The 22,835-nt window shown below is 73.1% G+C and carries 21 protein-coding genes and 3 pseudogenes; 15 read left to right on the top strand and 9 right to left on the bottom strand.

The features are described from left to right. The first annotated feature begins 51 nt into the window (after positions 1–51). The 9 genes and pseudogenes from ACZ6AA_RS35480 (at position 52) to ACZ6AA_RS35440 (ending at position 8,372) form a co-directional block, all read left to right on the top strand. Positions 52–2,841, top strand: coding sequence for a bifunctional acetate--CoA ligase family protein/GNAT family N-acetyltransferase (locus ACZ6AA_RS35480; RefSeq protein WP_471462562.1), 2,790 nt, complete (start codon positions 52–54; stop codon positions 2,839–2,841). A 40-nt stretch (positions 2,842–2,881) separates the two neighbouring features. Beyond that, entirely contained in the window at positions 2,882–3,613 is a 732-nt protein-coding gene (locus ACZ6AA_RS35475; protein WP_468455085.1) for a CBS domain-containing protein, read from the top strand. A 13-nt stretch (positions 3,614–3,626) separates the two neighbouring features. After that, positions 3,627–4,139: a flavodoxin domain-containing protein gene (locus ACZ6AA_RS35470; protein ID WP_471462560.1), complete on the top strand. Its 513-nt coding sequence runs from the start codon at positions 3,627–3,629 to the stop codon at positions 4,137–4,139. Positions 4,140–4,143: 4 nt separating this feature from the next. Beyond that, positions 4,144–4,725, top strand: a complete 582-nt coding sequence (locus ACZ6AA_RS35465; protein ID WP_471462558.1) for an Rv1733c family protein — start codon at positions 4,144–4,146, stop codon at positions 4,723–4,725. Positions 4,726–5,108: 383 nt separating this feature from the next. After that, a pseudogene (locus ACZ6AA_RS35460) lies at positions 5,109–6,155 on the top strand (4Fe-4S dicluster domain-containing protein); the annotation flags it as partial. 123 nt (positions 6,156–6,278) lie between these two features. Continuing rightward, the gene (locus tag ACZ6AA_RS35455; RefSeq protein WP_468455776.1) at positions 6,279–6,749 is read left to right on the top strand and encodes a Crp/Fnr family transcriptional regulator; all 471 of its coding nucleotides are present in this window, start codon (positions 6,279–6,281) and stop codon (positions 6,747–6,749) included. 313 nt (positions 6,750–7,062) lie between these two features. Continuing rightward, on the top strand, positions 7,063–7,680 hold the full coding sequence (locus tag ACZ6AA_RS35450; RefSeq protein ID WP_468455775.1) for a CBS domain-containing protein: 618 nt from the start codon (positions 7,063–7,065) through the stop codon (positions 7,678–7,680). Then, positions 7,677–8,116: pseudogene (locus ACZ6AA_RS35445) on the top strand (HypD family hydrogenase formation protein); the annotation flags it as partial. The gene ACZ6AA_RS35450 and the pseudogene ACZ6AA_RS35445, both read left to right, overlap by 4 nt. 70 nt (positions 8,117–8,186) lie before the next feature. Next, the gene (locus ACZ6AA_RS35440; RefSeq protein WP_468455077.1) at positions 8,187–8,372 is read left to right on the top strand and encodes a hypothetical protein; all 186 of its coding nucleotides are present in this window, start codon (positions 8,187–8,189) and stop codon (positions 8,370–8,372) included. 119 nt (positions 8,373–8,491) lie between these two features. Here ACZ6AA_RS35440 and ACZ6AA_RS35435 read toward each other — a convergent pair. From ACZ6AA_RS35435 to ACZ6AA_RS35420, 4 genes and pseudogenes are all read right to left on the bottom strand, one after another. After that, a pseudogene (locus tag ACZ6AA_RS35435) lies at positions 8,492–9,532 on the bottom strand (ISKra4 family transposase); the annotation flags it as partial. Between the two features lie 128 nt (positions 9,533–9,660). After that, a complete protein-coding gene (locus ACZ6AA_RS35430) occupies positions 9,661–10,017 on the bottom strand; it encodes a hypothetical protein (RefSeq protein WP_468483360.1) in 357 nt (118 codons plus the stop codon). A gap of 349 nt (positions 10,018–10,366) precedes the next feature. Next, positions 10,367–11,332 carry a pirin family protein gene (locus tag ACZ6AA_RS35425; protein WP_468483359.1) on the bottom strand — a complete coding sequence of 322 codons (966 nt, stop codon included), beginning with the start codon at positions 11,330–11,332 and terminating at the stop codon, positions 10,367–10,369. Positions 11,333–11,424: 92 nt separating this feature from the next. Continuing rightward, positions 11,425–11,790 carry a PRC-barrel domain containing protein gene (locus ACZ6AA_RS35420; protein WP_468460620.1) on the bottom strand — a complete coding sequence of 122 codons (366 nt, stop codon included), beginning with the start codon at positions 11,788–11,790 and terminating at the stop codon, positions 11,425–11,427. A 274-nt stretch (positions 11,791–12,064) separates the two neighbouring features. On the opposite strand from ACZ6AA_RS35420, the gene ACZ6AA_RS35415 reads away from it, so the two are divergent. Further along, complete coding sequence (locus tag ACZ6AA_RS35415; RefSeq protein WP_468460622.1) at positions 12,065–12,409, top strand: tetratricopeptide repeat protein; 345 nt, start codon at positions 12,065–12,067, stop codon at positions 12,407–12,409. 220 nt (positions 12,410–12,629) lie between these two features. Next, positions 12,630–13,565: a glycoside hydrolase family 18 protein gene (locus tag ACZ6AA_RS35410; protein ID WP_471462555.1), complete on the top strand. Its 936-nt coding sequence runs from the start codon at positions 12,630–12,632 to the stop codon at positions 13,563–13,565. A 100-nt stretch (positions 13,566–13,665) separates the two neighbouring features. Here ACZ6AA_RS35410 and crcB read toward each other — a convergent pair whose 3' ends face one another. Both crcB and ACZ6AA_RS35400 read right to left on the bottom strand, forming a co-directional pair. Then, positions 13,666–14,040: a fluoride efflux transporter CrcB gene (gene crcB / locus ACZ6AA_RS35405; RefSeq protein ID WP_471462553.1), complete on the bottom strand. Its 375-nt coding sequence runs from the start codon at positions 14,038–14,040 to the stop codon at positions 13,666–13,668. Further along, on the bottom strand, positions 14,037–14,474 hold the full coding sequence (locus ACZ6AA_RS35400) for a fluoride efflux transporter FluC (RefSeq protein WP_468460628.1): 438 nt from the start codon (positions 14,472–14,474) through the stop codon (positions 14,037–14,039). The genes crcB and ACZ6AA_RS35400 overlap by 4 nt, the downstream gene beginning before the upstream one ends. Positions 14,475–14,722: 248 nt before the next feature. Here ACZ6AA_RS35400 and ACZ6AA_RS35395 point away from each other — a divergent pair, with 248 nt between their 5' ends. Then, complete coding sequence (locus ACZ6AA_RS35395; protein WP_468483356.1) at positions 14,723–15,748, top strand: aminoglycoside phosphotransferase family protein; 1,026 nt, start codon at positions 14,723–14,725, stop codon at positions 15,746–15,748. Between the two features lie 70 nt (positions 15,749–15,818). Here ACZ6AA_RS35395 and ACZ6AA_RS35390 read toward each other — a convergent pair whose 3' ends face one another. Next, positions 15,819–16,142 (bottom strand): plasmid stabilization protein, encoded by a 324-nt coding sequence (locus ACZ6AA_RS35390; protein ID WP_468460632.1) that lies wholly within the window; start codon positions 16,140–16,142, stop codon positions 15,819–15,821. Between the two features lie 136 nt (positions 16,143–16,278). Here ACZ6AA_RS35390 and ACZ6AA_RS35385 point away from each other — a divergent pair, with 136 nt between their 5' ends. Then, a complete protein-coding gene (locus ACZ6AA_RS35385) occupies positions 16,279–16,575 on the top strand; it encodes a WhiB family transcriptional regulator (RefSeq protein WP_468460633.1) in 297 nt (98 codons plus the stop codon). A gap of 117 nt (positions 16,576–16,692) precedes the next feature. Next, positions 16,693–18,435 carry a hypothetical protein gene (locus ACZ6AA_RS35380; RefSeq protein ID WP_471462550.1) on the top strand — a complete coding sequence of 581 codons (1,743 nt, stop codon included), beginning with the start codon at positions 16,693–16,695 and terminating at the stop codon, positions 18,433–18,435. Here ACZ6AA_RS35380 and ACZ6AA_RS35375 read toward each other — a convergent pair. After that, positions 18,411–20,579, bottom strand: coding sequence for a tetratricopeptide repeat protein (locus ACZ6AA_RS35375; protein ID WP_471462548.1), 2,169 nt, complete (start codon positions 20,577–20,579; stop codon positions 18,411–18,413). The genes ACZ6AA_RS35380 and ACZ6AA_RS35375 overlap by 25 nt on opposite strands. 160 nt (positions 20,580–20,739) lie before the next feature. After that, positions 20,740–22,182: a dihydrolipoyl dehydrogenase family protein gene (locus ACZ6AA_RS35370; RefSeq protein WP_468460639.1), complete on the bottom strand. Its 1,443-nt coding sequence runs from the start codon at positions 22,180–22,182 to the stop codon at positions 20,740–20,742. A gap of 118 nt (positions 22,183–22,300) precedes the next feature. Here ACZ6AA_RS35370 and trxA point away from each other — a divergent pair, with 118 nt between their 5' ends. After that, positions 22,301–22,684 carry a thioredoxin gene (trxA, locus tag ACZ6AA_RS35365; protein WP_030362580.1) on the top strand — a complete coding sequence of 128 codons (384 nt, stop codon included), beginning with the start codon at positions 22,301–22,303 and terminating at the stop codon, positions 22,682–22,684. Positions 22,685–22,835 lie beyond the last annotated feature (151 nt).

The following is a 22,835-nucleotide window of genomic DNA, read 5'->3' as shown; positions in this document are numbered from 1 at the left end:
CGGCACGACCCTGAAGACGTCAACCGACCGAACACAAGCGCGAGGTACACGATGACCGGCAGCGCCGCTTCCCGTTCTTCCGCACCCGCACCTCGGCCCGCACCGGCCACGGCCCCCGCGCATGCCCTGCTCGCCGACGGCACCACCATCCTCATACGCCCCGGCGAGCCGGCCGATCACGACGCGGTCCTGCGCCTGTACGAGGACATGTCGCCCGAGCACCTGCGGCTGCGGTTCTTCGTCGCGAGCCACCGGTCGGCCGAGCAAGCGGCGGCCCGCGTGTCCGGCCGTGCCATGCCGGTCGTTTCGCGGAACGTGCGGCCGGAAGGTTCCGGGTACTGCGCGCTGCTCGCCGAGCACGACGGCCACCTCGTCGGGATCGCCGAGTACGAGACCACGAACGACGACTCGACCGACACGGGCGTCGTCACGGCGGACATCGCCCTGGCCGTCAACGACCACTGGCACCACCGCGGCATCGGCACCCTGCTCCTGGAGCACCTGGTGTCCACGGCGCGCGCCGCCCGCATCACCGCGTTCACCGCCGACGCGCTCGCCGAGAACCACGAGGTCCTCAAGGTCTTCGCGGACCTCGGTCTGAGCACCGCACGCCGCTTCGAGGGCACCGAGGTGCAGTGCGTCGTCCAACTGGCCCAGACCGACACCTATTTGACGTCCGTGGACTTCCGCGGCCGCACCGCCGACGTGGCGAGCCTGCGGCCGTTGCTGCGCCCCGAGTCGGTCGTCGTCGTCGGCGCGGGCCGCAGGCCGGGCTCGGTCGGCCGGGCCGTCCTGCGCAACCTGTGCACCGGCGGCTTCACCGGCCGCCTGTTCGCCGTCAACCCGAACGCCGCCACCGTCCTCGGCGTCCACACGCACCCCGACATCGCCTCCTTGCCGCAGGTTCCGGAACTCGCGGTGCTCGCCGTGCCCGCGGCCCAGGTGCCCGCGGCCGCCGAGGAGTGCGGCAAGCTCGGCGTGGCCGCCCTGGTCACCGTCTCCGCCGGGCTCGACGTCGACCAGGCGCGGGCGCTGCTCGACATCTGCCGGACCCACGGGATGCGCCTGGTCGGCCCCAACTGCCTCGGCGTCGCCAACGCGGAACCGGACGTGCGCCTGGACGCCACGTTCGCCGCCACGCACCCGCACCCCGGGACGGCGGGGGTCGCCGTCCAGTCAGGGGGCGTGGGCATCGCGCTCCTCAGCGGGCTGGCCCGACTGGGTGTGGGGGTGTCGAGCTTCGTCTCGCTGGGCGACAAGTACGACGTCAGCGGCAACGACCTGCTCCAGTGGTGGGAATGTGACGGGCACACCGACCTGGCGCTGCTGCATCTGGAGTCGTTCGGCAATCCGCGCGCCTTCGCGCGCACCGCACGGCGCGTCACCCGGCGGATGCCCATCCTGACGGTCGACGCGGGCCGTACCGAGGCCGGGCGGGCGGCGGCCGCCTCGCACACGTCGGCCGCCGCCACTCCCACCATGACGCGCCGGGCCCTCTTCAAGCAGGCCGGCATCACCGCCACTCGGTCGGTCGGTGAACTCCTCGAAGCCGCCGCGCTGTTGCACAGCCAGCCGCTGCCCTCCGGGGCCCGCGTCGCCGTGGTGACCAACGCGGGCGGCGCCGGGGTACTCGCCGCTGACGCCTGCACCGAAGCGGGGCTCACGCTGCCGCCGCTCGGCACCGACCTCATCGACGACGTTCTGGCCGTCCTGCCCGAAGGGGCCACCGCCACCAACCCCGTCGACGCCACCGCCGCGGTCAGCGAGGAGCAACTGCGCGCCTGCGTACGGCATCTCACCGCGAGCGGCCGCGTCGACGCGGTCCTGGTGGCACTCGTGCCCACCGCAGTCGCCGCGGCGACGGGCGACGCGCTGGTCCGCTCCCTCACCCACACCCCGGACCGCCGTCGCGACCGTCCGGTCGTCGCGGTCCTGCTCGACCAGGATCTACCGGTGCGCCTGCTGCCCGCCGAGGACGGCACGGTGCCCTCCTACGCCGACCCGCAGGCGGCCGCCCGCGCGCTCGCCCACGCCGCCGCACGCACCCGGTGGCTCGCCCGCCCGCCCGGCACCGTGCCCGAGCTCGACGGCATCGACCCACCGCGTGCCAACGCGACGGTCGAGGCCCATCTCAACCAGCACCCGGAAGGCGGCTGGCTCGGCCCGCGCGAGTGCGCCGAACTCCTCGACGCCTACGGCATCCGCCAACTGCCCTGGGCCTGGGCCGAGACCGAGGACGACGCGGTGCTCGCCGCCGAACGCCTCAAGGGCCCCGACGGGCTCGTCGTGCTCAAGGCCCACTGGCCCGGCCTGCTGCACAAGAACCAGGAACACGCACTCCACCTCGACCTGCGCGGCGACGCACAGGTCCGCGCCGCCTACCGGGACTTCGAGGTGCGCTTCGGCCACCTGATGACCGGCGTGGTCGTGCAGCCGCTCGCCCCACGCGGCGTGGAACTCTTCGCCGGCGTCGTCCAGGACGAGATCTTCGGCCCCCTGGTGCTGTTCGGGCACGGCGGGACCGCCACCGAGGTACTCGCCGACCACGCGGCCCGTCTGGCACCGCTCACCGACCACGACGTCCACGAACTGATCACCGCCCCCCGCTGCGCGCCGCTGCTCTTCGGAAGCGCGGGCGGCGGACCGGTCGATCTGGAAGGCATCGAGCAACTGCTGCTGCGGCTCTCACGACTGGCGAGCGACCTGCCGCAGCTCGCCGAGGCCGACCTCAATCCGGTCCTCGCCCGGCCCGAGCTGATCACCGCGCTGGACGTACGCGTCCGCGTGCTGCCGCGCCGGGCCCAGGACCCCTATCTGCGACAACTGCGACGGCTCCGCTGAAGCCGCCGAGGACACCGAGCGCGCCGAGGAGGCGAAGGCAATGAAACACCGCAAGGTCGGCACCGTCATGACCACCGAAGTCGTCCAGGCCACGTACGACACTCCCTTCAAGGAGGTCGCCCGGCTCCTGGACCGGCACCGCATCAGCGGACTTCCCGTCGTGGACGGCGAGCAGTACGTCATCGGAGTGCTCTCCGAGACGGACCTCATGGCCCGTCAGGCGGAGGCCGAGGCCCCGTACACACCGGAACCGTCCATCCGCTGGCGGAAACTGCTCCCCGGCGCGCGCAAGCGGACGGCCAAGGCCCACGCCCGTACCGCGGGACAACTGATGTCGCAGCCCGCCGTGACCGTGCACGCCGAGGACACCATCGCCGAGGCCGCCCGCACCATGGCCAGGCATCGCGTCGAGCGACTGCCCGTCGTGGACGAGGAGGAACGTCTCGTCGGCATCGTCACCCGCCGTGACCTGCTTCAGGTGTTCCTGCGGCCCGACGTGGAGATCCGCCGCGACGTCGTCGAAGAGGTCCTCGTACAGACCCTGTGGCTCGCGCCGCAGACCATCGCCGTGGAGGTCCTCGACGGCGTGGTGACGCTACGCGGACAGCTCGAGCGGCTCAGCGACATCCCCATCGCCGTCCGGATGACCCGGCAGATCGACGGCGTGGTCGCGGTCGTCGACAAGCTCACCTATCGCCTGGACGACTCCCACCTGCGGCCCTCGGAGGAGGCGCTGCACGGCGTCGCCGACGACTGGCTGCGCAAACTGTGAGAGGGGTACGGCCATGCCACCCACGGTCCTGGTCGCCTACGGATCGACCTATGGTGCCACCGCCGAGCTGGCTCACACCGTCGGCGCTGTCCTCGACAAGGCCGGGCTGGCGGCCGACGTGCGGCCGGCCGGGGAGGTGCGGGATCTCTCCCCGTACGACGCCGTGGTGCTGGGCGGCGCGCTGTACGCCGGGCGCTGGCAGCGTGACGCGCGGCGTTTCGCACGGCGACACCGGCGCGCGCTGGCCAGGCGCCCGCTGTGGCTCTTCAGCAGCGGTCCGCTGGACTCCTCGGCGTCGCGGCGGGCCCTTCCGCCGCCGTCCTCCGTACGCCGCGTTGCACGCAGGCTCGGCGCCCGGGGACAGGCCACCTTCGGGGGATGCCTCGACGAGCGGGCCCGTGGCCGTGTCGCCCGGATGATCCTGAACTCCGGCAAAGGGGGCGACTTCCGCGACTTCGACGCCGTGTCGGCGTGGGCGAGCGGGATCGCCCGGGAGGTCGGCTCCCGCGTGGACACCGGAGACTGACGCCATGCCGTGCCGCGTTCCGTGGTGGCGGCTGCGCCGCGGTCCGCTGTGGCGCCGCTCGGACGTGATCGAGGCCTGGACGGTGCTCGTCGTCGGCGTCGTGCTGTTCGTGGGCGCTCCCGCCGCGGGGGTCGTCGCCGGTGCGCTCGCGCACCGCGACGGCGTCGCGGCCGCCCGGGCGGAGCGGGCAGAGCGGCATCGGGTCTCCGCCGTGCTCATCGCGAACGCCCCGCCCGTCGTGCCCACCGCCGACGGCACGGTGCCCCTGCACCGGGTGCCGGCCCGCTGGACGGCGTCCGACGGCACCCCGCGCACCGGCGACGCGTTGACACCGGCCGGCAGTCGGCGCGGGGAGCGCGTCGCGGTGTGGCTCGACGCCCGCGGCCGGGTCGCCGAGGCGCCGCTCGACGCCGGCGACGTCGTGCTGCGCGTCGTCGGCGCATCCGCCGCCGCTGCGGCCGGGGCCGCGCTGACAGCGCTGATCGCCCTGCACACGGTGCGCGCCGTCCTCGACAAGCGCCGTATGGCCGCGTGGGACGAGGAGTGGCAGAGGACCGGACCGGAGTGGGGAACCCACAGGACCTGATCCCACGGGCCGAGGCGGTCACGTCGGCCGCCTCGATCCGCTCGCGATGTAACGGTCGGGCCGGGCCGCGTCGCCAGGGTGCCTGGCCGCCCGCCGGTGCCCGCGGAGGATCCGGCCCGACCGGTATGTGCAGGGCGAGTGCCGCCCTCGCGCCGGGCTCGGTGACGTCCCGCCCGACGCGACGAGGAGCCACCGGCGACGCTCCGGCACGGCTCGACGGCCCGTCCGTGGAACCGTCCGGCTCGGGTTTGCGCCCCAACGGTCCTCCGACCGGCCCGAACGGCCCCTGCCGAGCCGGGCCCGCACCCCCGATTCTGGTCATGTGCGAGTTGCCCTGCACCTGACGACGCGACCTGCGAACCGCACGTGGCGAGGAGGACTCCATGACCGCGACCGGAGCCACCGCGGTGCTCGACCGTGCGGGGCTCGACGCCCTGGTGACCGCGCTGGTGGCGGACGGCCGCACGATCGTGGGCCCCACGGTCCGCGACGGGGTCGTCGTCCTGGCCGAGCTGACGTCCGCCGACGAGCTGCCGTTCGGCTGGGGCGTCGAACCGGACGCCGGGCATGACCGGCTGACGCCCCGCGAGGACGGAGCCGCGTTCGCGCACAGCGCCGGGCCGCAGTCGTGGAAGGCCTTCCTGTACCCGCGGCGCGAGCATCTGTGGAGCGCCCGGCGGGCGTCCGAAGGCGTTCCGGTGTTCACCGAGGTCCGCCCCGCCCCGCGTACATACGCCTTGCTCGGGGTCCGCCCCTGCGATCTGCGGGCCCTCGCGGGCGGCCACTACCTGGACCACGGCTGTCGGCAGCGCCGGAGGGGGGCGCTGCTGATAGCCGCGGAGTGCACTGGGCCCGGCGCGACCTGCTGCTGTGTGTCGACCGGCGGTGGCCCCGCGGCCGACGGCGACTTCGACCTGGCGCTCACCGAAGTCGTCGACGACTTCGGTCACCGCTTCTTCGTCCGTGTGGGCAGCGCGGAAGGAACGCGCCTGCTCGACGGCGTACCGCACCGGCCGGCGGACCTGATGACCGAGGCCGTGGCGCGCGGTGCGGTTGCGGCGGCCAGGGAACGCATGAGCCGCTCGTTGCCGCCGCTCGGCCTGCGGGCGCGGATGGGCGCGAGCCTGACGGCCGACCGCTGGGACGACATCGCCGCGCGCGGCCCGAGCTGCGTCAACTGCACCATGGTCCGCCCCACATGCTTGCGCACCACCACCGAGGAGGTCACCGACCTCACCGCGGACCACACCGAGCGGTGGCAGCGCGGGTACTTCTGCTTCGACTGGGACGTCTCACTCCTGCACGGCGGTCCGGTCCGCGCCTCTTCCCGCAGCCGCTGCCGGCAGTGGCCCACCCGCCCACTCTCCTCCTGGCACGACCAGTTCGGAAGCGGCGGCTGTGTGGGCTGCGGGCGCCGCATCACACGGTGCCCGGCCGGGATCGACGTCACGGAGGGGGACGCCGCACTGGCCGCCGAACGCGACGCGTCGGCCTGCGACCAGCACACCGCGTACGACGACGGGTCGGCGCACCACGACAGGGGGGGCACAGCCATGAACACCACGACCACGTCCACCACCACGATGACGCAGGCTCTGCCGCCGAGGCACCGCACCCGTCTGCTGCGCATCGCCCGCGAGGTCGATGTCCCCGAGGGCACCCGGCTGTTCGAAGAGGGCACTCGCGCCGACCGGTTCTGGATCGTCCGCACCGGCACCGTCACTCTCGACATGCGTGTGCCGGGGCGTCGGCCACCGGTGATCGAGGCCATCGGATTCGACGAACTGGTCGGCTGGTCCTGGCTGTTCCCGCCGTACGTGTGGCAGCTCGGCGCCGAGGCGACGACGCCGGTGACCACCTACGAGTTCGACGCGACGGCGGTTCGGTTCATGTGCGAGCACGACCCCCACCTCGGTTCGGCCGTGGGCCAGTGGGTCGGCAAGGTCCTCGCGCACCGGCTGCAGTCGGCCCGCACCCGGCTGCTCGACCTGTACGCGCCCTACGGCGGTGGCAGCGCACGATGACCACCCAGCCGTCCACCACGGCGCCGCGCGCGGGGCGACCGAAGCCCCACTGAGCTGCACCACCATGACGCCCTGGCGGCCGACGACACCGTCACCGACGCCCTGCTCGTTCCGCCCACCGCGCAGCACCAGGGCGCGGCGATCCGCAAGCACGACCCGTGCGTCTCCTGATCCACCCACTTCCTCGACCTCACCGTCGTCCGCACCAACGGAGGCACCGATGCCTGACGCACCGCACGACCAATCGCCCGCAGCCGAGTCCGCGCGCCCGGATCTGCCGCGCGAGGACTCCCCGTACCACGTGAGCGACGTGATGACCCACACCGTCATCGCCGTCGGCCGGGACGCGTCCTTCAAGGAGATCGTCGAGCTCATAGACACGTGGAAGGTCAGTTCGCTGCCGGTGCTCGAAGGCGAGGGCCGCGTCATAGGTGTCGTCTCCGAGGCGGATCTGCTGCCCAAGGAGGAATTCCGCGACGTCGACCCGACGCGGTACGACGTGCTGCGGCGCCTGTCCGACATGGCCAAGGCCGGCGCGATCACCGCGGGCGAGCTGATGACCACTCCGGCCGTGTCCGTGCACGCCGACGCCACGCTGGCCGTGGCCGCGCGCGTCATGGCCCGGCGCCGCGTCAAGCACCTGCCGGTCGTCGACGCCACCGGGCTGCTGCAAGGCGTGGTGAGCCGGAGCGACCTGCTCAAGGTGTTCCTGCGCCCCGACGAGGACATCGCCGCCGAGATAGACCGCAGCGTCCTGTCCTCGCTGCCCACGCAAGCGAGGGTCTACGTGCGCGTCCATGAGGGCGTCGTCACGCTCGGCGGCACCCTGCGTGACACGGCGCTCGTCCCCGTACTCGCGCGCGCGAGCCGCGCGGTGGAGGGAGTCGTCGACGTCCGCCTCGACCTGAACCGGCCCGCGAGCGAGATGTGAAGTACCTCGCCCCGGTCTTGCCCCGCCGTCTCCTGGACGAGCTGCGGGCCGCCGCCACCCGCCCATGGCAGATCATGGAGGTGCGCGGCGGCCAGACCCACACGCTCGTCCGCCAGGGCATCGACGAACTCCTTCCCGCGGGCATCCGTATGATCCACGGGGACCCGGCTGTCCCGTCTGCGTCACTCCGCTGGAGACTCTGGACCGCGCGGTGGCACCCGCCACCCGCCCCAACGTGATCCTCGCCAGCTTCGGCGACATGCGGCGCGTACCCGGCACTTCGACGGACCTGCTGTCCCTGCGGGCACGTGGCGCAGACATGTGGGTGGTGTACGCGCCCACGGACGCAGTCCGCGTCGCCGCAGCGCACCCAGACCGTCAAGTCGTCTTCCTCGCCGTCGGATTCGAGACGACCGCGCCCGCCAACGCCATGGCATCGTCCCCGCGATCGACGACCCGGCATGGCCGGAGGTCCTGGCCGAGCTGGCCGCCGCGCAGGCGGACAGGTGGACGCTGACACCGTCAACCGGGAGCTGTGCATCGCACGCAAGGCGATCTTCTGGTGGCAGCGCCAAGGCTCGATCGAAGGCCATCCCACAATCGGCATCGAGCGGCGGTCGGCACGGCCGGACCGCACCAAGGCTCTCGCGGAGAATCAGATGGGTGTAGCTCTCCCGGAGGGACAGGGTTGATTAGGCCGCGAGGGTGCGTTGGTCCTGGTCAGGGATGTGGTGGACCCGGTGGTGTTCGCGGGTGAGGTGGTAGCGCCAGTAGGTGTGGAAGTCGCCGTTGCTGTTCAGTGCCCGGAGTTTCAGGAGGGCTTCAGCTCCAGCGAGGCCCCAGCGGGCCCGGTGATATCGAGCCGGTCGGCGATCAGGTGTCGACAGGCGCCTTCGATGACTCCGGTTGCGATGGGCCAGCCTGCCGCGAGTGCGCGCTCGTAGTGGAGGAAGCGTTCGTTGTTGGTGAGGTAGCGGATGCAGGCTTCCGCGCCATGGAGTTGGACGTCCGTCAGGCTTGCTGCTTGGGTCTTGATCGACTCGGCTGTTCTCCGGGCTCCGCCGGCCAGGATGCTCAACGCGTGGATGGCGACCCAGTCCTCGGCGGCGGGATCACCGTTGTTGTGAAAACTCCAGGCGGCGCCCCAGAGGTACTCCAGGACGTGAACGAAGTCGATGACGATGTTGACCGTGACTCCCCGCGAGGCGGCTTCGGTCTGGATGAGGTCGAGTTGGTGACGGGCACCGTCGACGAGGACGACCCAGGGACGCCGGTGGTCCCGGTCGCGTGCTTCGGCCTGTTCGAAGGCCGTCTTGATGACACTGGCCGCGTCGTCGATGACCGAGCCGTGCAGCCGTTTCGCCTTGGCGCGAGGCCCGGGCCGCAACTTCCGGTGGCCGTGCCGACCGCCCGGCGGGGCGATGACATCGTGCGGACGCCTGGGTGCGGGTTCGGCATCGTAGACGGCGGCCAGGGTGGCCATGCGTTTTCGGGCGGGCTTCTCCCCGGCGGCGAGCCGGGTGCGGAAGAGGGTGGGGCGGGCGGCGGCTTTCTGGGTCGCGGGCCGCAATGCGTCCGGACGCATCACGATGCCCTTGCCGTCCGCCGATAACACCAGCAGCGTGTCGGCGGTGCACGGGGCAGGGATCCTGGTGCGGTAGAGGGCGTCGATGTCCACTGCGGCGTTCACGGTCAGGTCTTCGACCTGCCGTTTGCCGATCACCGGCCCGCAGCGGCGGGTGATTGTCTCGGTCGCGGTGTCGAAGGAGGCCCGTACCGATTCCAGGACGGCCAGCCGTGCCAGCGAGTACGAGTGTCGCCGCCTGGGCAGCGACAGAGCGGTGTCGGCCGGGTAGACGTTGGCGACGCCGGGGCGCCGTCATGCGCACCGGCGGACGACCACGGTTCCGAACAGCGTGGCCAGCTGCCTCTGGTGGCCTTGTTCGAGGCGGGTGCGGGCCAGGCGGTCGGGACCGACCACTACCGGCGAATGTGTGCGGGCGGCTGCCTCCTCGCGCAGTGCGCGCAGGTCGAGGTAGTCCTGCAGGAGCTGGCGGAGCAGTAGCCTTCCTCGGTTGTCGAGGAGTTCTCACCCCGCGGTGGCGGGGCGAACATGCCCGGCTCGTCCTCGGCCAGCCAGCCCCGTTCCACCAGCCTCTTCAGCTTCGACCGCAGCCCCTCGACCTTCGAGCGGTCCACGCTCAGCCCGGCCGCCTCGGCCACTTGCATCGCCCGCAGCGGATGACCGGCGTCATCGATGACTTCCAGAAGATCGCGGTAGGCACCAGGCAGCACCGAGGTGTCCAGACCCGGATGCCAGGGCGGCACCGTCAGCACCCCGATCGGCGATCCCTCCCCAAACGGGGAGTCCGCACGGAATCGCCCACCTTCACGCCGTCAAGTCAGCATGAGTCGCGCCCCCGTCCGCCCGTCACCGTCTCCGCGCACCCGTGACCAGCCGGAACGAGCCCATACCCATGCCTGACGGCCTGTCAGAAAAGTCGGCATCGGGTCAGCATGAGTCCTATCAGAGCCGACTACAGCCACCCACAGACTGGAATTGCGGTCACCGCTGCCACAGCCTGCAACGACTCAAGGGAGGCAGCCTCCTCCGAGGCTCGGCATCAGCCTGAAGGAGCACCCTCGCGGACCGTCCCGAAGGGCCCGATTGCCGCATCTCACCAGGTCAGCGCACTCGACCTCGCGGCTTCAGCGCCACCGGCGGCAGCTCCGGCGCGGGCAGCGGGGCCCCGTCATAGCCCTTCACCTCGCCGAAGCGGGTGCCCGTCATCCACTCAGTGCGGGCCTGTTCGATGTCGGACTGGGTGCGCCCGATGAAGTTCCACCACATGATCAGCTCCTCCTCGAACGGCTCGCCGCCGAGGAGCATCAGGCCGGCGTCGGAGTCGGCGCGCAGGGGGAGTTCGGTGCGGCCGCAGCCGAGGTACAGCATGGAGCCGGGGAGTACGGGGACTCCGTCCACGTGGGCCTCGCCGGACATGGACAGGACGGCGTACTCGAAGTCGGGCTCCAGTGGAAGGCGTACGTCCGTTCCCTGCGTGAGGGTCAGGTCCGCGCCGACGATCGGCGTGTACGTCGTACCGGGCGACTCCGCACCGTCGAGCGCGCCCAGGAGCAGCTTCGCGCTGACGCCGGGCGCGGTCACGACCGGCAGGTCGGCGTGGTGCTCGAAGTGCGCCTCGGTGTGGCGGTGGGCGTCCGGCAGGGCGACCCACAACTGCGCGCCGTGCAGCAGGCGGGCGTGCGACTTGGGGCTCTCCTCGGAGTGGGAGATCGCCTTGCCCGACGTCATGAGGCCCAGCTCGCGGGGGCGGATCGTCTGCAGGCTTCCGGTGCTGTCCCGGTGCAGGACCTCGCCCTCGTGCAGCCAGCTGACCGTCTGCAGGCCCATGTGCGGGTGCGGCGGCACCTGCATGCCGGGCTCGTCGGCGATGTCGTCGGGGCCGTAGTGATCGACGAAGCACCAGGCGCCGACCATCCGCCGGCCCAGGTTCGGAAGCAGTCGCCGTACCTCGGTCGACTCGCCGAGCTTCACACGTCGTGGGCTGAGGAGTTCCCGCACCGGTTCCGCGACGACGAACCCGCGACCGCCGCACAGCGCGGGCACCGCCTCGCGATCAAGATTGCTCATAGGGCACAACTTAGCCCCGAGCACCCGGAGCGGACAGGGCAACTCCCCGACCCGGGCCCGGCCGGCGCCGCCACCGCGCGGCGGCGCCGGGGTCAGAGCTCGGAGCCGCTGTCCAGCGTGGCGTAGTACGCGCCCACCTCGTTGAGATACGCGGGATCCGTCGTCTGACTGTCGGTCGTGAACTGGGGCGCCTCCTTGACCTGGTCCTTGGAGTGCCCGACCGTCACCGTCCCGGCCTCGCGGTCGATCCGCGTGACGGCCCCGGCCGGGATCAGCACGCTCTTGCCGAACACCCACACTCCGGTGTCCACGACCAGATGCTGGCGGCCCGGCTGGTCCACGTGCCGGTCCACCTGCCCGATGACGCCGTCGGTCGCCTCGACCGTGAATCCCGTCATGGGCTCCTGCGGCACACCCTCGTGGCCGCTGCCGGGCGGATAGGCCCAGATGTCCTTCACCGCATGTGCTCCCTCTGCTCGGGCGGCCGGCCGCCGCTTGCGCCGCGTCCGTGCCGCCGCTGGTTCCGTCACGTGGCGCCGGTCGCGCCACGTCCACGGATGCCGCTCTGCGACGGGGTCCTGAAAGTCGGCTCATTGTCCACCCCGTCGCCTCCTCCTGAGCCGGTCTTCGACGAGACACCCGATACATCCGATATCCCGTCCCGGGCCTCGCATGCCAATCGTGGAATATTCAACTTCCTGGGGTCGTTGTGGGCGGTCAAGGAGGCACACAGTGGAGTTCACCTACTTCGACCACGGCACCGCGGCCGAGCGCTGGGAGCGCGCGGGCCAGTTCTTCGACGCCAAGGAGTACACGACGGCGGCCCGCATCCTCGCCCCGCTCGCCGACGAGGTCCCCGAGCAGGTCGCCCCGCGCCTGCTGCTGGCGCGCGCCTACTACCACTCGGCCCAGCTCCGCCGCGCCGAGACCGAACTGCGCACGGTCCTGGACCTCGACCCCGTCGAGGGCTACGCCCGCCTGATGCTGGGCCGCACCCTGGAACGCCAGGGCCGGGACGCCGAGGCGGCGCCGCATCTGCGGATGGCGGCGGCGCTGGCGGGCGAGTTCGCGGCCTAGGGCCGAGCCGTCGGAGCCAGGGCCGAGCCATCGGAGCCGAGGCTGAGCCCTCGGGCCGAGCCATCGGGCGGGCCCTGACGACCGGACGGGGAGCGCGGCGGCAACTAAAGCGCATTAGTTGTCGCCGCGCTCTAGCCTGAACCCTCCTCCCTGGTCAGAATTGCCGGGACCTGGAACGACCTTGTCACGGCAATTCGGCATACCTGGAGGAGAGTTCAGGATGATGAAGAGACGGAGCGTCCTTCTCGGCGCCCTCGCCCTGACCGTGGCGTCGGGTGCGACGGCCACGGCCGCGACCCGGGGCGCGGCGGGGAAGCGTGTCGTCGTCTACTACCAGACGCAGTACACGAACGGCACGTACGTCTCGCCCCTGGGCCTGACCAGGAACAAGACCGGTGTGACCGATGTGCTGGTCGCCGCGGTGCATCTGAATGACCTCAACGGTCCCTACGCGCCGGTGCACCTGAACGACGATCCGCCGGGCGCCGCGAAGTACGACCAGATGTGGCGGGATCTGAAGGAGCTGCAGGGCCGGGGCGTACACGTTCTGGCGATGGTGGGGGGCGCGGCGCCGGGGAGTTTCACGCGGCTCGACACGGAATTCGACACGTATTACCCGCTGTTGCGGGACTTCATTCGGCGGTACGGGCTCGACGGTGTCGATCTGGATGTGGAGGAGCGGATGTCCCTCGCGGGCATCGTGCGCGTCATCGACGCGCTGCGCGCCGACTTCGGCCCCGGCTTCCTCATCACGCTCGCCCCGGTGGGGTCCGCGCTCAGCGGCGGCGGGAACCTGTCGGGCTTCGACTACGAGCGGCTGTACCGCGCCCGGGGCGGCGACATCGCCTGGTTCAACGCGCAGTTCTACAACGGCTGGGGCAGCATGACGTCCACGTCGAGCTACGACGCGGTGATCCGGCGCAAGCTGATACCGGCGTCCAAGGTGGTCGCCGGCACCTTGACGGACCCCTCCAACGGCGGCAGCGGCTACGTCGCCCCGGCCCGGCTGAAGTCGACGATCCGGGGCCTGGTCGCCAAGTATCCGGACATGGGCGGCGTCATGGGCTGGGAGTACTTCAACTCGCAGCCGGGCGGGACGGCGCAGCCGTGGCGGTGGGCCGCGGAGGTGTCGTCGGCGCTGGCCCGGTCCCGCTGAGGGCGCGGCGAGGCGAGCCAAGGGCCCCGGTGCCGTGCCTCTCGTGAGGTACGGCTAGCGAGGTACGGCACCGCTGCTCAGCCCCACAACGCCTCGCCCCTCAGCCCCACAACGCCTCGCCGCCCGCCACACCCAGGAAGGCCACACCGAGGCCCACCGCGACGCTGCCGACGACGTTCGCCGCCGCGGCGAGCGGCAGTCGGCCCTCGGCCAGCTGCCACGTCTCGTACCCGAAGGTCGAGTACGTCGTCAGCGCGCCGCACAGGCCGGTGCCGAGGAACAGCTGGGTGTGCGCGGACGCCGCGCCCGCGCTCGCGGCGCCGGTGACGACGCCGAGGACGAGGCAGCCCACCACGTTCACGGTGAACGTCCCCCAGGGGAAGGCCGGTCCGTACCGGGCGCGCACCGCCCGGTCGGTCAGGTACCGCAGCGGAGCGCCGATCGCCGCTCCCGCCACCACGCACAGCCAGTTCACCGTCCGCCCGCCTCCCGTCGCGCCGCCAGGACCCGGCGCGTCGCCACCGTCGCCGCCCCCACCGCCGCGAGCGCGGTCAGCGGCGTCAGCGCCAGGTGGAGCAGGCCGGTCGCCAGGTGGCCGCCGTCCAGCAGCCGCTCGGTGTCCACCGCGTACGTGGAGAAGGTGGTGAAGCCGCCGAGCACCCCGGTGCCGAGGAACGGCCGGACCAGGCGGTGGACGGGTGTCCGGGCCGCGGCGATCAGCGCCATGAGGACGCCGATGAGCGCGCACCCCACGGCGTTGACGGCGAACGTCGTCCACGGGAAGCCGCCCGGCGCGACCGGCCACAGCAGCGCCGCGCCATAGCGGGCCGACGCCCCGGCCGCGCCGCCCACGGCCACCGCCGCGAGAACCGGCCACCCGTCGCGCGGCGCCGCCACCGTCCCGCTCATCCGTCTCCCGTTCTCCCGCCCGTGCGGCGTCCGTCTGTGTGTCCGCCTGTGTCCTCGGCGTGCCGTCCCGTGTCCTCGGCCGCGGCCTCATTGTCGCGCGCGCCGGGGCACGTGAGCGCGCCGGGACGGCTGTGGCGTGCGGAAACTCGGTGGACAACGGGTCGCGCTGTGGGTGGGATGAGGTCTTCGCGGATCCGGTGGCCACGGCCGCCGGGCCGTGTTCGGTCGAGTCGCGTCGAGGAGAGTCCGTGTCAACAGGTGGTACCGGCAAGCCGTTCGCGTACGAGGAGTACGAGGATCACGACGACTTCGAAGACCACGAGGATGACGAGGAAGACGGCGGGGGCGGCGGGGAGGACGCGAGCGAGGACGGGGACGTCCGCGTCGACGGCGCGCTGGTGCGGCGGCTGCTGACCGCGCAGTTCCCGCAGTGGGCGCACCTGCCGATCCGGCCGGTGCCGCGCTCGGGCATGGACAACGTCACGTACCGCCTCGGCGACGATCTGACGGTCCGGATGCCCCGCTACGAACGGTGGGTCGGGCAGGTCGAGCGCGAGCAGCGCTGGCTTCCGTGGCTGGCGCCGCGGTTGCCGCTCGCCGTCTCCCAGCCGGTGGCGCGCGGGAAGCCGGGCGAGGGCTATCCGTTCCCGTGGTCGGTCTGCCGATGGCTCGACGGCGAGCCCGCGACGACGGACGGCCTGGCCGATCCGCGGCGGACGGCGGTGGAACTCGCCGGGTTCGTGACCGCGCTGCGGTCGATCGATGCCACGGGCGGTCCCGAACCGCAGTGGAGCAACGCCTTCCGCGGTGCTCGGGTCGGCGCCGAGTGCGACGCTCTGACCGCCGACTCCCTCGTACGCGCCAAGATCGCGAAGCTGCGCGGGATGGTCGACACGGACGCGGTGACCGCCGTGTGGGAGCAGGCCCTGGCTGCCCCCGCGTGGGACCGGCCGCCCGTGTGGCTGCACGGCGACCTCGCGACCGGCAATCTCCTGGCCGTCGACGGCCACCTCACCGGGGTGATCGACTTCGGCACGTTGGCCGTGGGCGACCCCGCGTGCGACCTGATACCGGCGTGGATGTTCCTGCCTCCCGAGGCCCGCGCCACGTACCGCGAGGCCGTCGGCGCCGACGACGCCATGTGGGCGCGCGGCCGCGGGATCGCCCTGGCCGGGTCGCTGCCGGTGCCGGACGATCCGTTCTTCCAGCAGGATCCGGCGCGGGTGACGACGGCGCTGCGGCATCTGGAGGGGATCCTCGCGGACGGGGTGTGAAGGTCCGGCGCAGGGACGTCGGCCGCCCCGCGCCTCGGACGCCGGTCCCTCCCGGCGTCCGCCGCGCCCCTCAGCGGCCCACAGCCCGCGCCAGCTGCGCCTTCGTCATCGACGAACGGCCCTTCACCCCGCGCCGCTTGGCCTCCTCGTACAGCTGGTCGCGGGTCGGGCCCTTGGCGCCGCTGTGCGAGCGCAGGCCTCCCCTGCGGCCGGACGAGATGTCCTGCGTCGACGTACGGGAGGCGGTCTTGGCCTCGCCGCTGCGCGCCCGCTCCTTGTTCACGGTGCGCGCCGCGATCTCCCGCGCCCGCTCCGGCTTCTCGCCGCGCTGCTCGGCGCTCTCCTTGATGTGTTCGTACTGACGCTCACGCTTGGCATTCGACCCTCGTGGCACGGCCGGTTCTCCTTCCTCGGCGGGCCCCGGCTCCGGTGTGCTCCGGGCCAGGGGCGGGGAATCCACGTGTAACCGCTCGGCGGAATCGTCAAACCGGGGTTGTTTGTCCAGAGCGACCCCGGGCACCCGCCGCCGCATGGATGAGGTACCGCTGCGACAGGAGTGGATCCACCGGGCCGCGTGCGCGGACGTCGATCCCGAGCTGTTCTTCCCGGTGGGGACGACAGGACCGGCCGAAAGGGACCAGGAGGAGGCCAAGCGGGTGTGCGCGCGCTGTCCCGTGGTGGAGCAGTGTCTCGCGTACGCGCTGGGGTCCGGGCAGACGTCGGGCGTCTGGGGCGGCAAGGACGAGGCGGAGCTTGCGGCGCTGCGGCGCAGGCGGCGGGCGGCCGAGCGGTGGCAGGAGCGGCGGGGCGTGCGCAGCGCGGGGTGACGAGCGGCCTGGGTCCGTCCCCGTACTCCCTGGCCTCGTGCGCGGCTATCGTTGCGGCCTGGCGGGTGCTCTGGGTGCCCGCGGGGCGCACGGAGTCGCGAGGGGGAAGCGGGGCCCATGGGGCGGGCGGGGTGGATACGCGTTCCGGTCGGTGACGGGGCCGGACAGTGGGCGGCGCGCGGGCGCTGCCACAAGGTGCTGCTCATCGTCCACAACGTCACGTCCGCCACCAGGCTGCTCGACGTGCTGCCGCTGTTCCGCGACGACTTGCGCGTGCAGTTGCTCGCGACCTGCACCGGCTCGTCGGCCTTCCAGGCAGGGACCGCGGAGCTTTTGGAGGAGGTCGGGGTGCCGGTCCTCCCGTGGGAACAGGCCGCGCGCACCCCGGTGGACCTGGCCCTTTCGGCCAGCTTCGGAGGTCAACTCCAGCTCCACAGCGGCCACTTGGCGATCCTCTCCCACGGTGTTGGCTACAATAAGAAGCTGCCGAGCCGGGAGCCGGGAGCCGGGAGCCGGGAGCCGGGAGCCGGGAGCCGGGAGCCGGGAGCCGGGAGCCGGGAGCCGGTGTTCGGCCTTTCGCCGGAGTGGCTGCTGGCCGACGGCACGCCCATCGCGGACGCGCTGGTGCTCTCGCACCCGGAACAGGTCGAGCGCCTGCGCGCCGCCTGCCCCCAAGCCGCCGCGACCGCCGTCCTCGGCGGCGACCCCTGCTTCGACCGGCTCCTGGCCGCCCGCCCGTACCGGGACCGGTACCGCCGTGCCCTCGGTGTGCGCCACGGCCAGCGGCTCGTCCTGCTGAACTCCACCTGGAACCCCGAGTCGCTGTTCGGTGACGGCGGCGAGGACGTCCTGCCCGCCCTGCTGCCCCGTCTGACAGCCGAACTGCCCGCCGACGAGTACCGCGTCGTCGCCGTGCTGCATCCCAACATTTGGCACGGCCACGGCCCCGGCCAGGTCAGGATGTGGCTCGACCGGGCCCGCCGCGGCGGCCTCACCCTGGTCGACCCGCTGCACGGCTGGCGGCAGGCGCTGCTCGCCGCGGACATCACCCTGGGCGACTTCGGGTCGGTGACGTACTACAGCGCGGCCGTCGGTACCCCGGTGCTGCTCGGCTCGGCCGCGACGGACGGCCTCGGCCACGACTCCCCCGTCGCCGCGTTCGTCCGCGCCGCACCCCGGCTCGACCCGTACCGCCCGCTGCGGCCGCAGCTGGACGCGGCCCTGGCCGGGCACGCCCCCGTACCCGGCCCCGCCGAGCTGACGTCGTCCGCCCCCGGCCGCTCGGCCCAGCTCCTGCGCCGCACGTTCTACGGCCTGATGGGGATACCGGAGCCCGCGGCGCCCGCGCTCCTCGCCCCGCTCCCCCTGCCCCCGTACGAGCCGCCCGAGCGCACCGCTCCCCTGCGCGTCCTCACCCGGCTGCGCGGCGCGGGCGAGGTCGACGTCGCCCGGTACGCGGAGCCGCGGGACGAACCGGACGCCGAGGGGCAGGCCCACACCGCGGTGCACGAGGACACCCTCGACCCCCGCGCCCTCACCCTCGCCGACGTCATCCTGCGCCACGGCGCCCCGGACGACCCCCGGCTCGGCCCGCCCGCCGCCTGGGCCGAGGACGTCCTCGCCCGCCACCCGCACTGCGGCCTCGCCGCGTACGTGACCGGCCCCGGCGACTGCACCGTCCGCACCCGCGCCGGACACCTGCTGCGGCTGGCCTCCGACCCCCACTCGGCGGACCCCGCGGCCTGCGCCTCCGCGCTCCACGCCTGGCTGGCGGCGGGCAAGACGCTCGGCGAACTGTCGGGCTGCCTGACGGTGTGGACGGGCGGTACGGCGACTCAGGTCGCCGTCGTCCCCGCCTGACCGTCTCCGTCCCGCAGCGCCCGCAGATACGCGACGTGGTGCCCGGCGTTCTCCGCCGCCAGTGCCTCGAGCGCCCAGGTGATCAGGGGCAGCGCGGCGTCGCGGCGCCCGCTGAGGACGTACAGCTCCGCGAGGTCGGTGCGGGCGCGCGCGCCGTTGTACCGCTCGCCCTGCCCGTCGAAGCGCCGCACGGCGTCCGTGAGGCGCGCCTCCGCCTCGTCCAGCGGCAGGTTCTCGGCGAGGGCGAACCCGCGCTGGGCCCGCCCTCTGAAGCGCTGCAGCAGCGCACGGATCCGTGGCAGGTCCGCGAAGCCCTCGTCCCCGGGGCGGATCCCGTCGGCGATGCGTCCCGACTCGACGAAGAGAGCGTCGGCCTCGCGGAACGCCCAGCGGGCCAGCTTCACCCGGCCCAGCGTCTCGACGGCCGTGGCCTGCCCCCGCAGATGCCCGGCGTGCCGCTCGGCCACGAGGGCCGCCTCGGCCTCCCGCTCGGCCTCGTCGAAGTCGAGCGTCTCGATGAGGGCGGACGCGAGACAGACATGCATGCGCCCCGCCATCCGCGTGCGCGGGCACACCTCGTCCGCGACCCGGGCAGCCACGCGCAGGGCGGGCAGCAACGTCTCGTGCTGCCCGGCCTTGAGCTGTACGGCCCACAGCGCCTCCATCAGGGTGCACGCGGTGTCGCCGAAGCCGAACTCCCGGGCCGCGATGACCGCTTGGACCAGGTTGCCCAGCTCGTCCAGGAGCGCGGCAAGGGCCCGGCCGCGGTCCGCGTACGTACCGGGAACGACCTGTTCGTAGGCGGTGCTCAGATGCCAGCGCTCCGGCAGGGCGTCCAGGTCGGCCCGCACGGCGAACCGCACGTACCACTGGAGGGTGCGCTCCATGGCCCGCGCGCAGCCCGCGACGCCGTCGTCCCGCATGGCCCGGCCCTCCGCGTGCCGGCGTACGAGCGGCCGGTACCGGTAGCGCCCGGGGCCTGCCGCCTCGACGAGCCTGAGTTCGACGAGCCGGTCGAGCCCCGCGCTCGCGGCCGCATCCGTGATCTCCGCCGCCGCGGCGAGCGGCCCGGCCGTGACGGCGGGCCACGGCCACAGCGCGCCGCGGCGGTAGAGCCGGGCGAGGCCCGGGTCGAGAGCGCCGCAGATGTCGTCGAGCAGGGTGTCGTCGCCGGTCACCTGGCCCCCGTCCGCCGCGTCGTCACGCCCGGCCAGGGCGTCGGGATCCGTGCCGTGCCGCCCCTGTGCCCACTGCGCCGCGACCGCCCACAGAGCGTACGGAGAGCCCGCACACCGCGCGAGGGTCCGGTCGAGCGCGGGGCCGATCCGCTCCACGGTGTCCTTGCCGACCGCTTCGTGAAGGAGTCGCAGGGAGTGCCGCCGGGAGAGCGGGTCGACCTCGATGGGCTCGGCGTCGAGGCCGGGGAGCCGACGCCGGGCCACGACGACGGTGAACACCTCGGCGCAGGACGCGAGCAACGGGCCGACCTGCGCGGCCGAGTGGGCGTGGTCGAGGATGACGAGCATCCGGCGCCCTTCGACGAGCCGCTGGAACAGGGCCGCCCGGTCCCCGGGGCCGGGCGGGATGTCCGGGTCGGTGACGCCGAGGCCGCGTAACGCCGACCGCAGGGCCGCCTCGGCGTCGAGTCCGGTGCCCGCGGGGCCTGCAGCGAGGTCGACGTACAGCCGCCCGTCGGGAAACGCGGTCCGCTCACTCGCCGCGAACTGCACAGCGAGTCCGGTGGTGCCGATGCCCTCGGGCCCGTGCAGGAGCGCCCGGCGGGGCCGTCCGTCGTCCTTGCGCCGGGCCTCGCGCCGCAGCTGTCGCAGGGGTTGCTGCCGGTCGACGAACGTCCGGGCGGCGCCGGGCGGCGGCGCCACTGACAGCGCCGCGGGCTGCTGGAACGTGCGCAGCACCAGCCCCTGCACCTCCAGGAGCCGTGCGGCGACGCCCGGGTCGCGCCGGGCCGCCGCCAGCAACTGCGGGGCGAGCGCCGCGAGTTCAGCGGACCGGTCGGGCGCCTGCGACTGTCCGCCGAACAGCCCGCCGACGAGCGCGTAGAGCTGTTTCCCGGCCTCGTTGGCCATGCCGGACCCCACCGCCCCCAGCGTCGCCGTGATCATCCCCAGCGATATGGGATCCACCCTGCCCCCGCTCTCCTTGAGCCCGCGCCCCGTCTGCGCCCCGCTCCCGGCAGGCAACAGTATCGACGCCCCGCGGACCCGGTCGTCACCGAGCGGCGCGCGGGGCGTCCGGCGCCAACTTCCGGCCACGGTCTGGCCAGTTCGCGACGCGGGGCGACCGTCAGCCCCGGTACGTCTCGAGCAGCCGCAGCCACACCTCGCTGATCGTCGGGTACGCCGGGACCGCGTGCCACAGGCGCTCGACGGGGACCTCGGCGGCGATGGCGACCGTGGCGGAGTGGAGGAGTTCGCTGACGCCGGGGCCGACGAAGGTGACGCCGAGGAGGATCTCGCGGTCCAGGTCGACGATCATGCGGGCGCGGCCGCGGTAGCCGTCGGCGTACAGGCCGGAGCCCGCCACCGACGCGAGGTCGTGGTCGACGGCGCGGACACGGTGACCTGCGGCTTCGGCGGCGGCGAGGGTCAGGCCCGCGGAGGCGGCCTCGGGGTCGGTGAAGACGACCTGGGGGACGGCGTCGTGGTCGGCGGTGGCGCTGTGGGTGCCCCAGCGGTCGGTCTCCAGGAGGGGCACCCGCTGGGCGCGGGCGGCGATGGCGGCGCCCGCGATCCGAGCCTGGTACTTGCCCTGGTGGGTGAGGAGCGCCCGGTGGTTCACATCGCCGACGGCGTACAGCCAGTCGCTGCCCGTCACCTTGCAGCTGTCGTCGACGGTCAGCCACGCACCGGGCTCCAGGCCGACCGTCTCCAGGCCGAGGTCGTCCGTGCGCGGCGCACGGCCGGTGGCGAAGAGGATCTCGTCGGCCTCGACGGTGGCGCCGTCGTCGAGCGTGACGGTGAGGGTGGCGCCCTCCCGGTGGACCTCGCGCACGGAGGTGTCCGTGCGGACGTCGGCGCCCGCCTCGCGCAGCGCGTCGGCGACGAGTTCCCCGGCGAACGGCTCCATCTTGGGCAGCAGCCCCTCACCGCGGACGAGCAGCGTCACCCGCGACCCGAGGGCCTGCCAGGCCGTGGCCATCTCCACGCCGACCACGCCGCCGCCCACGACGACGAGGCGCCCGGGGACATGGTCGGAGCTGGTCGCCTCGCGGCTGGTCCAGGGCTTGGCGTCGGCGACGCCCGGCAGATCGGGGACGACGGCGCGGCTGCCGGTGCACACGGCGACGGCGTGGCGGGCGGTGAGCCGCCGCAGCGTGCCGTCCCCGGCGGTGACCGTGACCTGGCGGGCGCCCGCGAGGCGGCCGTGGCCCCGGTAGAGGTCCACGCCGATGGAGTCCAGCCAGCCCACCTGGCCGTCGTCCTTCCAGTGCGAGGTGTAGTCGTCGCGGTGGGCCAGGACCGCGGCCGCGTCCAGGGGGCCTTCGACGAGGTGACGCAGGCCCGGTACGCGACGGGCGTCGGCGCGGGCCACGGCCGGGCGAAGCAGGGCCTTGCTCGGCATGCAGGCCCAGTACGAGCACTCGCCGCCGACGAGTTCGCTCTCCACGATCGCCGCGCTCAGGCCGTTGGCGCGGGCCCGGTCGGCGACGTTCTCGCCGACCGGTCCCGCCCCGACGACCACGACGTCGTAAGTGATGGTTTCGCTGGCTTCCGTGGCATCCGTCATGAGGACAGTCTGGTCCCAGGTGTGCGGCGTGGCCACACGGGTACGCGCGCGGAATACGGCCGTCGCCCCGGCCGTTGTGCACGACGGCTTCGCCCTCATCAGGAAGAGAGAACAAACCATGAGCAGCACGACAGTGGAGCTCACGAAGGAAAACTTCGACCAGACGATGACGGACAACCAGTTCGTCCTGATCGACTTCTGGGCGTCCTGGTGCGGGCCCTGCCGCCAGTTCGCCCCGGTGTACGAGAAGGCCGCAGAGGCCAATCCGGACCTGGTCTTCGGCAAGGTCGACACGGAGGCGCAGCCGGAGCTCGCGGCCGCGTTCGGCATCCAGTCGATCCCGACGCTGATGATCGTCCGCGATCAGGTCGCGGTGTTCGCGCAGCCCGGCGCGCTGCCCGCGGAGGCCTTGGAGGACGTCATCGGCCAGGCCCGCAAGCTGGACATGGACGAGGTGCGCAAGTCCGTGGCGGAGCAGCAGGCCAAGGAGCAGGAGCAGTAGCAGCTGGTCACGAGCGCGCTCACGGGCGTGGGGGGGGGGGGGGGGGGCCCCCCCCCCCCCCCCCCCCCCACCCCACCCCCCCCCCCCCCCCACCCACACCGAATACCGCCCCCCTCCTCGCTCCCCCAATTCTCTCTCCCCCCCCTCTCCC

It is taken from the genome of Streptomyces sp. NPDC040610 (genome assembly GCF_055594065.1).
The sequence above is the reverse complement of the archived record's forward strand: the minus strand, read 5'-3'. Positions and strand labels throughout refer to the sequence as shown.